Raw genomic sequence first — 14,667 nt, 5'->3', positions numbered from 1 at the left:
AGAATCGATCCCATGATCGAAGCGCGGCGACTCCACATCCTCCGTGCGGTGGCCGACCACCGCACGGTGACGGCGGCTGCCGCCGCGCTGTACCTCACCCCGTCCGCCGTCTCCCAGCAGCTGACCGCCCTGGAACAGGAGACGGGCCACCGACTGGTCGAGCGCGGAGCGAAGGGCGTACGGCTCACCCCGGCCGGCGAGATCCTGCTCGGCCACACCAACGCGGTCCTCGCCCAGCTGGAGCGGGCGGCGGCGGAACTGGCCGCGTACAGCTCGGGCGCGGCCGGCACGGTCACGGTCGCCTCCTTCGCCACCGGTATCGCCCAGGTCGTGGCGCCCGCGCTGGCCCGCCTCGCCGACTCCGCGCCCGGCATCCGCATCCGCGTCCAGGACGCGGAGGGCGACGCGAGTCTCCCGATGGTCCTGGACCGCCAGGTCGACATCGCCGTCGCCGTCGAGTACCGGGGCGCCCCGGCCGCCGACGACCCCCGCCTCACTCATGTCCCGCTGTACGCCGAGCCCTTCGACGCGGTCGTCCCGCTCACCCACCGCCTGGCCGACGCCGACGAGGTCCCCCTCGCCGAACTGGCCAAGGATCCCTGGATCGGCCCCTACCCCGGCAACCCCTGCCATGACGTCGTGGTCCTGGCCTGCGAGAACGCCGGCTTCCAGCCTCGCCTCGAACACTCCTCCGACGACTTCCGCGCCGTCGTCGCCCTCGCTTCCGCCGATGCCGGTGTCGCCCTCGTACCCCGCTCCGCCCTGCGCGGCATGGACCTCACGGGAGTCGTCGTACGCCCCGTCGACGGAGTGGCCCCCACGCGCCGAGTCTTCGCCGCCGTACGCCGGGGCGCGGAGGGGCATCCGCTGATCCGGCCGGTGCTGGAGGTGCTGGAGGCGCTGGGGGATGCGGCGGAGTGACGGCCCCGGGGATCAATCGGACCGTGGTTGGCGCTGGGAATGATAAGGGCGGCGGCCGCTGGTCGCGCCGCCGGTCGAAGCGTTGCCGTCCACCGCGCCGCCCGCTGACGGGACGGCCGCCTCGGTCACGACCGCCCACCCGACGTGGTCGGTGTGCAGATGGGTGAGCACCACGGTGTCGACTTCAGCCGGGTCGATGCCGGCGGCGGCGAGCGACTCGGGGAGCACACCGGGCACGGGTGCCCATGAGCCGGCCGGGCTGTCCGCCGGACCGATCCCGGCGTCCACGACGGTGAGGCCCTTGTCGCCGCGGATCGCGTACGCGCGGAACTGGAGCCGCCAGCGGCCCTCGGCGTCGACCGCGCCCGGGTCGTAGCGGTCGGCCTCGGCCCACTGCGCGGCCGTGGCCTCGGGGAAGGCCTCGGCGCGCGGGGAGAAGAACGGGCCCTCGCCGTCCGCGAGGGCGATGATCTCGGTCGAGCCGATCCGGAGGCGGGGAACGCTGAGGGACATGGCCGCGATCCTTCCATGCCTTCCGCGCGGGTGATGACTCGTGTGGCGGAGTGAGGGGGCGCACCTTTCTGAGCGACGTCTCTAATTTGGGATATTATCTCGAATATGGGAAGTGCTGAAGAAGCCGTACTGGCCCCCGTGGACCTCCGTCTGGCCGCCCGCCTGGCCGAGCTTCGGGCCCAACACGGTTGGTCGCTCGGGGAGTTGGCGGACCGCAGTGGTGTGAGTCGCTCGACCCTCTCCCGGGCCGAGCGTGCGGAGACCAGCCCCACGGCCGCGCTTTTGAACCGCCTCTGCCATGTGTACGGCCGGACCATGTCCCAGCTGCTCAGCGAGGTCGAGTCCGAGCCCGTCTCCGTCGTCCGCGCGGGGGAGCAGGCCGTCTGGGAGGACAAGGCCTCCGGATTCGTACGGCGGTCCGTGTCGCCGCCGGCGGCCGGGATGCGCGGCGAACTGGTCGAGGGGCGGCTCACGGCGGGCGCGGACATCGCGTACGACGGGCCGTCCGTGCCCGGTCTCGAACAGCACATCTGGGTCCTGGAGGGCACCCTCCACGTCACCGACCGGGACGTCGAGCACCGGTTGGCCGCCGGGGACTGTCTGCGGATGCGGGTGTGGGGGGCGACGCGGTTCCGGAGCCCAGGGCCCGAGGAAGTGCGGTACGTACTGGTGGTGGTGAAGCCGTGAGTGAAGCCGTGAGTGAATCTGTGACTGATGCGGAGACTGACTCGGATGCTGTGGTCGAGTCCGCGGCTGAGCGCGCTGCCGCCGAGCAGGTCGCGTCCGGGATCGTGATCTCCCGGCTCGATGGTCCCAAACTCCTCTCCCTGGTCGCTGAGTTGGCGGATCTGCTGACCGACACCGTGAACAGCGGGGCCTCGATCGGGTTCCTCGCTCCGCTGGATCGGGCGGCGGCCGTCGCCTGGTGGAAGGAGCGCGTCGAGGCGGTGCCGGCCGGTGCGCTCGCCGTGTGGGTGGCGCGTGAGGGGGACCGGGTGGTCGGCACGGTCAGCCTCGTCTTTCCGGACAAGCCCAACAGCCGCCACCGGGCGGAACTCGTCAAGCTGATGGTCCACCAGGATGCCCGTGGACAGGGCCTCGGCCTGGCGCTCCTCGCGACGGCCGAGCGGGCGGCCGTCGGCGCGGGCGTCACCCTGCTCCACCTCGACACCGAGACCGACAGCCCCGCCGAGTACCTCTATGGCAAGGCCGGATGGACCCGGATCGGGACGATCCCCGACTACGCAGCCGACCCGTACGGCACGCTGCGGCCGACGTCGATCTACTACAAGAAGCTGGGAGACGGGACCACGCGGTGATTGTCAGTGGTCAGCGCTACGGTGCGTCTCATGCCGGATGCCGAAGACGTACGACGTGTCGCCCTCTCCCTGCCCGACACCACGGAGAAGGTCGCCTGGAACATGCCCACCTTCCGGGTGGCGGGGAAGATGTTCGCGACCCTGCCGGAGGACGAGACGTCCATGGCCGTGCGCTGCCCCAAGGAGGAGCGCGACGAACTGGTCCTCGCCGAGCCCGACAAGTTCTGGATCGCCGACCACGAGGCGGGCTTCGCGTGGGTGAGGGTGCGGCTGTCCGCCCTGGAGGACGAGCCGGAGTTGCGCGACATCCTCGCCGACTCCTGGCGCCAGGCGGCCCCGACCGGACTCCTTGACTCCTACCCGGAGTTGGGGCTCCCGGCCGCCGACTGACGCGGCTCGGCTTCCTCGGGGCCACCGCCGTCGACCACCTCGCCCTGAAACCCCCTGATCCGCTACCGGAATTCATTCGCAGTGCATCGGCCTTCAGGCCGGTGGTGAAGCGAATCTGACAGGGGCGACGCGGAGCGTCGCAGACTCAGGTCCGGCGGCGCCGGCCACTGCGGTTCTTCGCCTGCGGCGTGGAGCGTCGCGAGGGCTTCTCCCGGCAGGGCCGGGCGGTGTTCACACCGGCCGGTTCTGCTGGGTGACTGTCGATGGCGTCGAAGACCAGGTCGGCGCCCTGCTCCTCCCCGCGCTTTTTGCGGCGCGCGGAGAAGAGGCTGAAGAAGGCCCAAAAGGAACTGTCCCGCAAGCAGAAGGGATCAAAGAACCGGGCCAAGGCCCGCCTCACGGTCGCCCGCGCCCACGCCGAAGTCGCTGACGCACGCCGTGAGTTCCACCACCAGCTCTCCACGAAGCTGATCTCCGAGAACCAAGGGATCGCCGTGGAGGACCTGTCGGTGGCGGGACTGGCCCGCACGAAGCTGGCCAAGTCCGTGCACGACGCCGGATGGTCATCGTTCCTCAGCATGCTGGCGTACAAAGCGGAACGGTACGGCCGCACCCTGGTCAAGATCGACCGGTTCACACCGACCACCCAGACCTGCTCCACCTGCGGCGCCGTGGACGGACCCAAACCCCTGAACGTGCGGGAATGGACCTGTACCGCCTGCGGCGCCGTCCACGACCGGGACACCAATGCCGCGATCAACGTGAAGGCGGCTGCCGGACTGGCGGTATCGGCCTGCGGAGCGCCGGTAAGACCAGGAGCAATCCCGGCACAGCGCGAAGAAACAGGAAGGCACGGATTCCCCACCGAACCTCGTGCCGCGTAGCGGTACAGCAACGATCGAGAAGGCCAGAATCCTCGGGCTTCAGCCCGAGGTGCGAGTCAACACAGGAACTCCGCGATCCGCTCCCGCAACGAGGCCGCGTCCAACCCGTGCGCGGCCACGTGCTCCTCGACCCGCCCGTACCGCCGCAACTCCCGCCGGCCCACCCCCAGCCCGAGCACCCGGTGCGGCACATCGGCGAGCGCGTCGTTCGCGGCGGCCGTCGAGGTGCCCGCCAGATACGGCTCGACGAGGACGACATCCGCGCCCGCCGACTCGGTGGCCCGGCGCAGTGCTGCCGCGTCGAAAGGGCGCACGGTGGTCGCGTACAGCACGGTCACATCGAGCCCCTCCGTCGCCGCGAGGACGGAGTCGAGCATCGGTCCGACGGCGACGACGACCCCGCGGTGCCCCTCGCGCACGGTGAGGAACCGCTGAGCGTCCACCGCGAGCGCCCGCCCGTTGGACTGCACGGACAGCCGTACGTACACCCTGTCGTCCTTGCCCCGGCCCGCGCCGACCGCGTGCCGGAGCAGGGTCTCGGCCTCGTCGGGATGGCCCGGTACATGCACGGTCCAGCCGTCGAGCGTGTCGAGCAGGGCCACGTCGCCGGGTGCCATGTGGGTGTAGCCGCCGGCGGGCCAGTCGAAGGAGGCGGCGGCGCTGACCAGCACCGCGCCCACGTCCTGGTGCCCGAGATCCAGCTTCACCTGTTCGAAGGGCCGCTCCACCAGGAAGCTCGCGAAGGTGTGTACCACGGGCCGTATCCCGGCCAGGGCCAGGCCCGCACCCGCGCCGATCAGCAGTTGCTCGCGGATGCCGACGTTGATCACCCGGTCCGGATGCCTGCGCGACGCCTCCGTGAAGCCGTCTGCGCCGATCTCGGCGAGGACCACCGCGACCCGGGGATCGTCGTCGAGCAGTCGGGAGACGACGGGGGCGAAACGGTCACGCATGGTGTCCATGAGGTCGATTTCCTTTCGGGGGAGGCGGGACAGGGTCCGAGGAGGCGAGCGGCTGTGGGAGCTCAGGCGTTCTTCGGCTCGACGCGGGCCACCACGACCCGTGGCCGCCCCGGATGCGGCGCGGTGAAGGCGGTGTGCAGCGCCTCGTGGTCCCGTCCGTCCACGGTCTCGGCGGACCAGCCCGCCGCCTCGAACCGTGCGGCGATCCCGCCCGGCAGGGCATGGCTGGCGGAGGAGTTGTCGATCACGACCGTATGCAGCCGGTCGAGCCCGGCCGGTCCGGCGTACGCGATCGCCTCGTGATTGCTGCCCTCGTCCAGCTCCGCGTCCCCGATCAGCACCCACACCGCCGGGCCGACCCGCCCCTGGGCCCGCAGCCCGAGCGCCGTCCCGACCGCGATCGGCAGCCCGTGCCCGAGCGACCCGCTGCCGATCTCGGCGCCCGGCACCAGCACCCGGTCCGGATGGTGGCCGAGCGGCGAGTCGTACGAGCCGAAGCCCGGCAGCCAGCCGACCGGCAGGAAGCCCTTGGCCGCCAGCACCGCGTAGTACGCCATCGGCCCGTGCCCCTTGGACAACAGGAACCGGTCCCGCTCCGGGTCCGCCATCCGCCCCGGCCCCATCCGCAGCACCCGGTCGTAGAGCACCCACAGCACGTCCAGCGTGGAAGTGGCCGCCGGCCCGTGCTTCTCGTCGCCCGTCAGCAGCCCCATCAGCAGGGGCAGATCCGCGAACCCGTACGTACGCTCCGCTGTCGTCGTCATACCGACGACGTTGCAACCTCAACCGAACTTCAGGTCAAGCGGCGGCGGAGGATGCCCGGCGCCCCCGCCGATAACGGGTGCGCGACCACCGGCCCGAGTGCGGTATTGTTTCCGTGCGCGTTCAACCAGGGGAAACCCCAGGTCAGACGGGCAACGGGACGTGGCGCAGCTTGGTAGCGCACTTGACTGGGGGTCAAGGGGTCGCAGGTTCAAATCCTGTCGTCCCGACTCGAAGGAGTCGCAGCTCAGGGGCTGTTTCGGAGCAATCCGAGACAGCCCTTTGGTCATTCTTGGGGAATCTCAGCGCACCCGCAGGACGTCGAGCGCTGTGAGGGCCACGTGCAGTTCGGTGCGTTGCTCGCCGGATTCGAGGTCGCAGTCGAGGATCCGCTCGATGGTGCGCAGGCGTTGGTAGACGGTCTCGCGGGACAGGCCGCCGGAGCGGGCGGCCACGGTCTTGTTGCCTGCCGCGTCCAGGTAGTGGCGCAAGGTGGTCAGCAGGTCCGTGCCGTGGCGGGCATCGTGGTCGGCGAGTCGGCCGAGCCGGCGTTCGGCGTAGTCCTGGATCCGGGTGTCTTCGCGGAGTGCGAAGAGGAGACGGCGCAGGCCGATGTCGGATCGTTCGTGGTAGGAGCGTCCCGTCGGGAGCGGCCGGCCGGGCTCGGTCGCCTCGGCGACGCGGGTCGCGTCGCGGAAGGAGCGAGCGACGCCGGTGAGGTCGGTCGCCTCACTGCCCGCACTCACCGTCGTCCCCGGCACCAGGTCGAGTGCGGTGCGGCTCAGATCTTCGACGACGGGTCGCCACGGCTGGTCCGGGCGCAGGGACAGGAGGATGCCGAGGCGGGGCGGTCCGAGGAGGCCGAGGAGGGCCTGTGTTCCCTTCTTCCTCAGCTCCTCGGAGAGGAGTTCCTCCGCCTTCGCCGTCTCGTCCTCGTGAGGGACGTCCACGAGCACGGCGACGAAGCGGGAGTCCTGCGTGGGCAGTCCCAGCGCGGCGACCCGGGCGTCGGCGTCCGCGGGCGAGCCGTGGCGCTGTTCGACGAGGTCGCGCAGGACGCCGCGGTGTGCGGCGCGTTCCCACGGGGTGGGGTGGGTGAGGCGGGCGATGGTGAGGGCCATCGCGGTTCTCTCCAGGACCGTCACGTCTTCGGAGCCGAACGGTCCGAACCGGCCGAACGGGCCGAAGGGCGAGGGAGCGGCCGGCCCGGGTGACGCGGGGAGCATGGCCACCCTGCCCCAGCGTTCACCCTGGTACTCCACGGGGGCCACGAGCCAGCCCTCGGGACCGGAGACGGAGGTGTGGTGGACGGGCCGCGTCGCCCGGGACCGCTGTTCCCAGTCGGTGAGCGCCGCCCCGACCGTGTCGCCGGAGGGCTCGCAGATGAGTGCCTGGTGGACCAGGTTCTCCAGTACGACGGTGTGGCCGCTCATCTCGGCGGCGGCACGTACGACGTCCTGGGGTCCGGCGCCGCGCAGGGTGAGGGCGCTGAATGCCTCGTGGACGCGCTGGGTCCGCCGCATCACCTCGGCCTGGTTGCCGAGGATGAGGGCGTGGACGACCTGGGTGACCTCCAGGAAGTTGACGTCCTTGGCCAGGGTGACGAGGGGGAGGCCGCGGGCCTGGCAGGCGTGGACCAGAGCCTCGGGCGGGCGGTGGTAGCGGCGGACCAGTTCGATGACCAGGGCCGCCGCGCCGACGTCGGCGAGTTCGTCGACGTAACGACGGACGCCGGCGGGGCTTTCGGGCAGGGGCATGCCGGTGGTCAGGACGAGTTCGCCGCCCTTGAGGAAGGAGGCGGGATCGGTCAGCTCGGTGATGTGGACCCAGCGGACGGGGCGGTCGAGCCGGGCCGTGCCGGTGACGACCTGGGGCTGCCCCGCGGCCAGGACGGGGAGGGTCAGGGCGTCGCCCACGGTGAGCGGACGGCCGACGGCATCCAGGTCCGCTCCCGGAACGGAGGTGTCAGGGCCGTCGGCGTCGGGCCCTGGAGCCGTGTGGTGGTTCTCGCTCACGGTGCCTCCCTGGGGGTCCCTGCTCGCTGACCCCGAGCGTTCGGGGAGTGCCCCGTCACTGTGACAAGCCTCGCTGACCTGCGCAAGAGCCCTGAGAGCGCGCCTGCGAGGAAGACGGGAGGGGAAGCGGGCCCGGCGCGCCTGACACAACGTCCGGATACCGCGTCGCGGCCGGACAGATCGCGCGTTGGCGCCGCCCCGGCCCGCGGACATGCTCAGGGAGACCGGAGCAGACCGCCGAACCCGCCGGGAGACGAACATGACCGCACTGTCGCCGCACCTTCGCCAGGCCACGCCCGTGGTGGCGGTCCGGGGCGAGGGCGTCCACCTCTACGGCGAGGACGGCCGCCGCTACCTCGACTTCACCGCCGGCATCGGCGTCACCAGCACCGGGCACTGCCACCCCAAGGTCGTGGCGGCCGCCCAGGAGCAGGTGGGCACGCTCGTCCACGGCCAGTACACGACCGTCATGCACCAGCCGCTGCGGCGCCTCGTCGAGAAGCTCGGCGAGGTGCTGCCGACCGGCCTGGACAGCCTGTTCTTCACCAACTCCGGCAGCGAGGCCGTCGAGGCCGCGCTGCGGCTGGCCCGCCAGGCCACCGGCCGCCCGAACGTCATCGTCTGCCACGGCGGCTTCCACGGCCGCACGGTCGCCGCCGCCTCCATGACGACGTCCGGCACCCGCTTCCGGTCCGGCTTCTCCCCGCTGATGAGCGGCGTCGTCGTCACCCCCTTCCCGACGGCCTACCGCTACGGCTGGGACGAGGAGACCGCGACCCGCTTCGCCCTGAAGGAGCTGGACTACACCCTCCAGACGATCTCCTCGCCCGCCGACACGGCCGCGATCATCGTCGAGCCGGTGCTGGGGGAGGGCGGCTACGTGCCCGCCACCCGCGCGTTCATGGAGGGGCTGCGGGAGCGGGCCGACCGCCACGGCTTCCTGCTGATCCTGGACGAGGTGCAGACCGGCGTCGGCCGCACCGGCCGCTTCTGGGGCCACGACCACTTCGGCGTCACCCCGGACATCCTCGTCACCGCCAAGGGCCTGGCCAGCGGCTTCCCGCTGTCCGGCATCGCCGCCTCCGAGGAGCTGATGACCAAGGCATGGCCCGGCTCGCAGGGCGGTACGTACGGCGCCAACGCCGTCGCCTGCGCGGCTGCCTGCGCCACCCTCGACGTCGTACGCGACGAGAAGCTCGTGGAGAACGCCGAGGCCATGGGCGAGCGGCTGCGCCAGGGTCTGGAGGCGGTGGCCGACCGCACGCAGGGCATCGGCGACGTGCGGGGCCTCGGGCTGATGCTGGCCACCGAGTTCGTCACCGAGGACGGCAGCCCCGACCCCGAGACCGCCGCCCGCGTGCAGCGCGCCGCCGTCGACGAGGGCCTGCTCCTGCTGCTGTGCGGGGCCTGGAACCAGGTCGTACGCATGATCCCGGCGCTCGTCATCGACGAGACCGCGGTGGACGAGGGCCTCCAGGCGTGGGCGACCGCGGTGGAGGCCGGCACATCGGGAGCGGCACGGCGATGACGGACACCACCACGGCCCTGGAGCCGCTGGTCGCGCGGCTCCACGAGAGCGCTCCCGGCCTGCGGGTGGAGACCGGCCCGGGCTCCACCGGTCCCTACGCCTACGACGCCTCCAACTACCGGGTCCCGCCGCGGGCCGTGGTGTTCCCCCGCAGCGCCGACGACGTGGTCGCGGTGGTGCGGGCCTGCCGGGAGGCGGGCGTCCCCATCACCGCGCGCGGCGGCGGCACCAGCATGGCGGGCAACGCCGTCGGACCGGGCGTCGTCCTGGACTTCTCCCGGTACATGAACCGGATCCTGGACATCGACCCGGTCGCGAGCACCGCACGTGTCGAGGCCGGCGTGATCCTGGACGCGCTGCGCGGCGCGACCGCCCCGCACGGGCTCACCTTCGGCCCCGACCCCTCCTCGCACAGCCGCTGCACCCTCGGCGGCATGATCGGCAACGACGCGTGCGGCAACCGGTCGGTGCGGCACGGGCGTACCAGCGGCCACATCGAGGCGCTGGAGATCGTGACGGCCGACGGGGTGCGGGCCGTCGCCGACCGCAGCGGCCTGCGCGCCGCCGACCCGGCCGACGAGGACGCCGCCCAGCGTGTCGCCCGCCTGGAAGCGGACGTACGCCGCCTGATCGACGCCAACCTGGCGCCGATCCGCACCGAACTGGGCCGCATCCCGCGCCAGGTCTCCGGCTACCAGCTGCACCGTCTGCTGCCCGAGCACGGCTTCGACATGGCCCGCGCCCTGGTCGGCACCGAGGGCTCCTGTGCGGTCGTCACCGCCGCGACGGTCCGCCTGGTGGCGACCGCACCGGCTTCCACGCTGCTGACGCTCGGCTACGACGATGTCGTGGACGCCGCCGAGGACGTCCCCGAGATCCTGCGCTGGAACCCCACCGCCGTGGAGGGCATGGACGAGGCGATCGTCGCCACCATGCGCGCCCGGCGCGGCCCGGACTCCGTGACCGGACTGCCCGAGGGGCGGGCCTGGCTCTACGTCGAACTCGACGGCGACGACCGGACGGCGGTCGACGCCCGCGCCGCCGAACTGCTGGACGTGCTCAAGGCACAGGGCCGGACGACCGGCGGACGGGTCGTGCGGACCCCGGCCGAGCGGCGCTCCCTGTGGCGGGTCCGCGAGGACGGGGCCGGGCTCGCCGCCCGCTTGGTGGACGGGGGAGAGTCCTGGCCCGGCTGGGAGGACGCGGCGGTCGCGCCCGAGAACCTGGCCGCCTACCTGCGGGACTTCCGCAAGCTGCTCGCCTCCCACGGCCTGACCGGTGTGCTGTACGGGCACTTCGGCGCGGGCTGTGTCCATGTGCGCATCGACTTCGACCTCGCCACGGACACCGGCCGGGCTGCGACCCGCCGCTTCCTGGCCGAAGCCGCGGCCCTGGTCGTCGAGCACGGCGGCTCGCTGTCGGGCGAGCACGGTGACGGGCGGGCGCGCGGTGAGCTGCTGGCGGTCATGTACAGCCACCGGATGATCCGGGCGTTCGCCGCCTTCAAGGAGATCTTCGACCCCGAGGGGCTGCTCAACCCCGGCGTCATCGTGGCCCCGGCCCCGCTCGATGCCGACCTGGCACTGCGTGAACTCCCGCTCCTCGAAACGACGTTCACCTTCCCGCACGACGAGGAGGGCTTCGCCGGCGCCGTACGCCGCTGCGTCGGAGTCGGCCGCTGTCGCAGTGACACGGGCGGTGTGATGTGTCCCAGCTACCGGGCCACGGGCGAGGAGAACGACTCCACCCGGGGCCGGGCCCGCCTGCTCCAGGAGATGGTGCGGGGCGGCACGGTCCAGGACGGCTGGCGCTCGACGGAGGTGCGCGACGCCGTCGACCTGTGCCTGTCCTGCAAGGCGTGCTCCAGCGACTGCCCGGTCGGCGTCGACATGGCCACGTACAAGGCGGAGTTCCTGCACCAGCACTACAAGGGCAGGCTCCGGCCCCGTTCCCACTACTCACTGGGCTGGCTGCCGCTGACCTCCGCCCTCGCAGGATTCGCCGCCCGACCTCTCAACGCCCTGCTACGCGGACCGGTCGGCAAGCTGCTCGCCCGCCTCGGCGGCGTGACCACCGAGCGCCGGATCCCGGCTTTCGCCTCCCGTCGCGCCCGGCGCGAGGTCCTGCGGGCGGCGAAGACGGACGCACCGGCGAAGGCCCTGCTCTTCGTCGACAGCTTCACCCGCGCCTTCCGCCCCGAGGTGGCGGGTGCCGCGAGTCGCGTGCTCGCCGACGCCGGCATTCCCTGCACGGCGGAGGACGGTCTGTGCTGCGGCCTGACCTGGGTCAGCACCGGGCAGTTGTCCACCGCGCGCCGCGTCATGGCCCGTACGGTCGCCCACCTGGACAACGGCGACGACCGGCCCATCGTCGTGGCCGAACCCAGCTGCGCCGCCGCCCTCAAACGCGATGTGCCCGAACTGCTCGGCACCGACGCCGCCCAGCGCGTCGCGGCCCGCGTCCACACCCTCACCGGCGCCCTGACCGACCTGGCCGCGCCGGACTGGACCCCGCCGGAGCTGCCGGACAACGTCGTCCTGCAGACCCACTGCCACGAGTACGCCACCTTCAAGGGCCGTCACCCCCGCGATCTGCTCGGCCGCCTCGGCGTACGGAAGGTCGACGAGGCGGAGGGCTGCTGCGGACTCGCCGGGAACTTCGGCTTCGAGGAGCAGCACTACGACACCTCGATGGCCGTCGCCGACCTGGCCCTGAAGCCACGCCTCGACGCCGTCGACCAGGCCGCGGCGACGGTCGTGGTGGCCGACGGCTTCAGCTGCGCCACCCAGATCGACCATCTCGCCGGTGACCGGGGCATCCGCGCCCTGCACCTGGCGGAACTCCTCGACCCCGCTGCCGATCAAGCCGCTCAACCAGGAGGAACCCCATGACCGACACACCCACGCAGTTGTTCATCGGCGGGGCCTGGGTGGACGCCGCGGACGGCGCCACCATGCCCGTCGACGACCCCGCGACCGGTGAGATCCTCTGCCATGTCGCCGACGCCGGCGCCAAGGACGCCCAGCGCGCGGAGGAGGCGGCCGTCCAGGCGCAGGAGGAGTGGGCCCGTACGGCGCCCCGCGCCCGGAGTGAGATCCTGCGCCGGGCATACGAGATCATCCTCGACCGTACCGACGAACTCGCCCACTTGATGACGTCCGAGATGGGCAAGCCGCTGGCCGAGGCCAGGGGAGAGGTGGCGTACGCGGCCGAGTTCTTCCGCTGGTTCTCCGAGGAGGCCGTCCGTATCGAGGGCGGCAACGGCGTCCTGCCCGACGGCCGCAACCGCATGCTGCTCTCCCGCCGCCCGGTCGGCCCCTGTCTGCTGATCACCCCGTGGAACTTCCCGCTGGCCATGGGCACCCGCAAGATCGGCCCGGCGATCGCCGCGGGCTGCACGATGGTGCTCAAGCCGGCCCCGCAGACCCCGCTGTCCAGCCTGGCTCTCGCCGCGATCCTCAAGGAGGCCGGGCTGCCGGACGGCGTGCTGAACGTCGTCACCACCTCCCGTGCGGGGGAGGTGTGTGAACCGCTCCTGCGCGGCGGGCGGATTCGCAAGCTCTCCTTCACCGGCTCCACGCAGGTCGGGCGGCTGCTGCTCGCCCAGAGCGCGGAGGCGGTGGTCCGGACCTCGATGGAGCTGGGCGGGAACGCGCCGTTCATCGTCTTCGAGGACGCCGACCTGGACAAGGCGGTCGACGGCGCGATGGTCGCCAAGATGCGCAACATGGGCGAGGCGTGCACGGCGGCCAACCGGTTCTTTGTCCACACCTCCGTGGTGGAGGAGTTCGGGCGGCGTCTGGCCGAGCGCATGGGCGCGCTGGTCGTGGGCCCCGGCACCCGGGACGGCGTCGACGTCGGCCCGCTGATCGACAGGGTCGGACGGGCCAAGGTCGAGGAACTCGTGGCCGACGCGGTGGAGCGCGGCGCGCGGGTGCTCGTCGGCGGCCGTACACCCGAGGGGCCGGGCTGCTTCTACCCGCCGACCGTGCTCACGGACGTCGCCTCCGACAGCCGCCTGATGGACACGGAGATCTTCGGCCCCGTCGCGGCGATCCTCACCTTCGACGACGCGGACGAGGTCGTGCGCCGGGCCAACGACACCCCCTGGGGCCTCGTCGGCTACGTCTTCACCGAGGGCCTGGACCGTGCCCTGAGCGTCAGCGAACGCCTGGAGGTCGGCATGGTCGGCCTCAACACCGGTCTCGTCTCCAACCCGGCCGCCCCGTTCGGCGGCGTCAAGCAGTCCGGACTGGGCCGCGAGGGCGGCCGGGTCGGGATCGACGAGTTCCTGGAGTACCAGTACCTCGTGGTGCCCGTGCGATGACGGCGGCGGTCCTGCCCTGACATACGCCCCATCGCGCACCGCGCGGGCCACCCCGTGTCCGGCCGAACCGTCCTCCCGGGCAGGCACGGGGAGTGCCGCACGCAGGCGGTCCGGGCGGGCACGGGGAGTGCCGCACGCATGCGGTCCGGGTGGCCGGAGCCGCCGCCCTCAGCGCAGGTGGCGCGCGGTGATCTCCGCCGCCGTCTCGCTCACCAGCTGTCCCAGCTCGGCGAGCCGGCCGGGCTCGAAGCGGGAGTCCGGCAGCGAGACGGCCACCGCGGCCAGCGGGACGCCGTCACCGTCCAGGACGGGGGCCGCGATGGCGCAGACACCCTGGAGGTACTGGTTGTGGTTCACGGCGTATCCACGTTCTTTGACCCGGTCGAGCTCCGTGCGCAGCTCGACCGGGTCGGTGATGGTCTCCTCGCCGTAACCCTCGAACGTGCCCGTCGCGAACTCGTCGACCTCGCGACTCGGGAGATGGGCGAGGATCGCGTGCCCGGTGGCCGTGGCGTGCAGGGGTGAGGTGTCGCCGATGGTGTGGAAGGTCCGTACGGGGTGGTCGCAGTCGACGCGGTCGACGACGACCATGCTGTGCAGTGCGTCGGGCACCGACAGGTGGATGGTCTCGTTCACGGTGTCCCGGAGTCGGATCATGGGTTCGCGGGCGGCGGCGAACAGGCTGGAGCCCTGGAGGGCGGCGGGTCGTACGGCCAGGACGCGGGCGCCGATCTCCCAGCGGGTGGTGTCCTTGCGGTTCGCGCGCAGCCAGCCCGCCTCGTTGAGTGTGACCAGGGTGCGCTGCACGGTCGACTTCGGCATGCCGAAGAGCTTCGTCAGCTCACCCACGGTGACCGGCTGATGTTGGGCGACCGCTTCCAGGATGCGCAGTGACCTGGTGACACTCTTCATTTCCATCCGGTGCCCCCGTCAGGCGCGTGGCTTCGTCGTGCTCACCTCTTGACTCCCTTTTCGGAGCCGCGTGGTGCAAGATCCGTGCCGGATTCTAGCATGGTGTTCCACAATATGGCACGGCTGGCCAACGG

Annotated in this window: 11 protein-coding genes, 1 tRNA gene and 2 pseudogenes; 9 read left to right on the top strand and 5 right to left on the bottom strand. The window is 72.0% G+C overall.

The features are described from left to right. Nucleotides 1-12: 12 nt before the first annotated feature. Nucleotides 13-921 carry a LysR family transcriptional regulator gene (locus JIX56_RS04510; RefSeq protein ID WP_257537456.1) on the top strand — a complete coding sequence of 303 codons (909 nt, stop codon included), beginning with the start codon at nucleotides 13-15 and terminating at the stop codon, nucleotides 919-921. A 126-nt stretch (nucleotides 922-1,047) separates the two neighbouring features. Here the strand turns inward: JIX56_RS04510 and JIX56_RS04505 are convergent. Further along, a pseudogene (locus tag JIX56_RS04505) lies at nucleotides 1,048-1,434 on the bottom strand (MBL fold metallo-hydrolase); the annotation flags it as partial. 105 nt (nucleotides 1,435-1,539) lie between these two features. On the opposite strand from JIX56_RS04505, the gene JIX56_RS04500 reads away from it, so the two are divergent. From JIX56_RS04500 to JIX56_RS04485, 4 genes and pseudogenes are all read left to right on the top strand, one after another. After that, complete coding sequence (locus JIX56_RS04500) at nucleotides 1,540-2,121, top strand: helix-turn-helix domain-containing protein (protein ID WP_257537455.1); 582 nt, start codon at nucleotides 1,540-1,542, stop codon at nucleotides 2,119-2,121. 101 nt (nucleotides 2,122-2,222) lie between these two features. Next, a complete protein-coding gene (locus tag JIX56_RS04495) occupies nucleotides 2,223-2,753 on the top strand; it encodes a GNAT family N-acetyltransferase (RefSeq protein WP_257550729.1) in 531 nt (176 codons plus the stop codon). A gap of 30 nt (nucleotides 2,754-2,783) precedes the next feature. After that, complete coding sequence (locus tag JIX56_RS04490; protein WP_257537454.1) at nucleotides 2,784-3,143, top strand: MmcQ/YjbR family DNA-binding protein; 360 nt, start codon at nucleotides 2,784-2,786, stop codon at nucleotides 3,141-3,143. Between the two features lie 296 nt (nucleotides 3,144-3,439). After that, nucleotides 3,440-4,027: pseudogene (locus JIX56_RS04485) on the top strand (RNA-guided endonuclease TnpB family protein); the annotation flags it as partial. A 56-nt stretch (nucleotides 4,028-4,083) separates the two neighbouring features. Here JIX56_RS04485 and JIX56_RS04480 read toward each other — a convergent pair. Both JIX56_RS04480 and JIX56_RS04475 read right to left on the bottom strand, forming a co-directional pair. Then, complete coding sequence (locus tag JIX56_RS04480) at nucleotides 4,084-4,989, bottom strand: transketolase family protein (RefSeq protein WP_257537453.1); 906 nt, start codon at nucleotides 4,987-4,989, stop codon at nucleotides 4,084-4,086. Between the two features lie 62 nt (nucleotides 4,990-5,051). Continuing rightward, on the bottom strand, nucleotides 5,052-5,753 hold the full coding sequence (locus tag JIX56_RS04475; RefSeq protein WP_257537452.1) for a transketolase: 702 nt from the start codon (nucleotides 5,751-5,753) through the stop codon (nucleotides 5,052-5,054). 154 nt (nucleotides 5,754-5,907) lie between these two features. Between JIX56_RS04475 and JIX56_RS04470 the strand changes: the two genes are divergently transcribed. Beyond that, nucleotides 5,908-5,981 (top strand) — tRNA-Pro (locus JIX56_RS04470). Nucleotides 5,982-6,053: 72 nt separating this feature from the next. Here the strand turns inward: JIX56_RS04470 and JIX56_RS04465 are convergent. Continuing rightward, nucleotides 6,054-7,766, bottom strand: a complete 1,713-nt coding sequence (locus JIX56_RS04465) for a PucR family transcriptional regulator (RefSeq protein WP_257537451.1) — start codon at nucleotides 7,764-7,766, stop codon at nucleotides 6,054-6,056. Nucleotides 7,767-8,025: 259 nt separating this feature from the next. Between JIX56_RS04465 and JIX56_RS04460 the strand changes: the two genes are divergently transcribed. Genes JIX56_RS04460 through JIX56_RS04450 form a run of 3 tightly spaced genes read left to right on the top strand, consistent with a single transcriptional unit; the run spans nucleotide 8,026 to nucleotide 13,621 of the window. Continuing rightward, nucleotides 8,026-9,294 (top strand): aspartate aminotransferase family protein, encoded by a 1,269-nt coding sequence (locus JIX56_RS04460; protein WP_257537450.1) that lies wholly within the window; start codon nucleotides 8,026-8,028, stop codon nucleotides 9,292-9,294. Next, a complete protein-coding gene (locus tag JIX56_RS04455; protein WP_257537449.1) occupies nucleotides 9,291-12,185 on the top strand; it encodes an FAD-binding and (Fe-S)-binding domain-containing protein in 2,895 nt (964 codons plus the stop codon). Before JIX56_RS04460 ends, JIX56_RS04455 begins: the two co-directional genes overlap by 4 nt. Continuing rightward, a complete protein-coding gene (locus JIX56_RS04450) occupies nucleotides 12,182-13,621 on the top strand; it encodes an NAD-dependent succinate-semialdehyde dehydrogenase (RefSeq protein ID WP_257537448.1) in 1,440 nt (479 codons plus the stop codon). The genes JIX56_RS04455 and JIX56_RS04450 overlap by 4 nt, the downstream gene beginning before the upstream one ends. 168 nt (nucleotides 13,622-13,789) lie before the next feature. Here JIX56_RS04450 and JIX56_RS04445 read toward each other — a convergent pair whose 3' ends face one another. Then, nucleotides 13,790-14,533, bottom strand: coding sequence for an IclR family transcriptional regulator (locus JIX56_RS04445; RefSeq protein ID WP_257550727.1), 744 nt, complete (start codon nucleotides 14,531-14,533; stop codon nucleotides 13,790-13,792). Nucleotides 14,534-14,667 lie beyond the last annotated feature (134 nt).

Source organism: Streptomyces sp. CA-210063 (assembly GCF_024612015.1).
Lineage (GTDB): Bacteria > Actinomycetota > Actinomycetes > Streptomycetales > Streptomycetaceae > Streptomyces.
The sequence above is the reverse complement of the archived record's forward strand: the minus strand, read 5'-3'. Positions and strand labels throughout refer to the sequence as shown.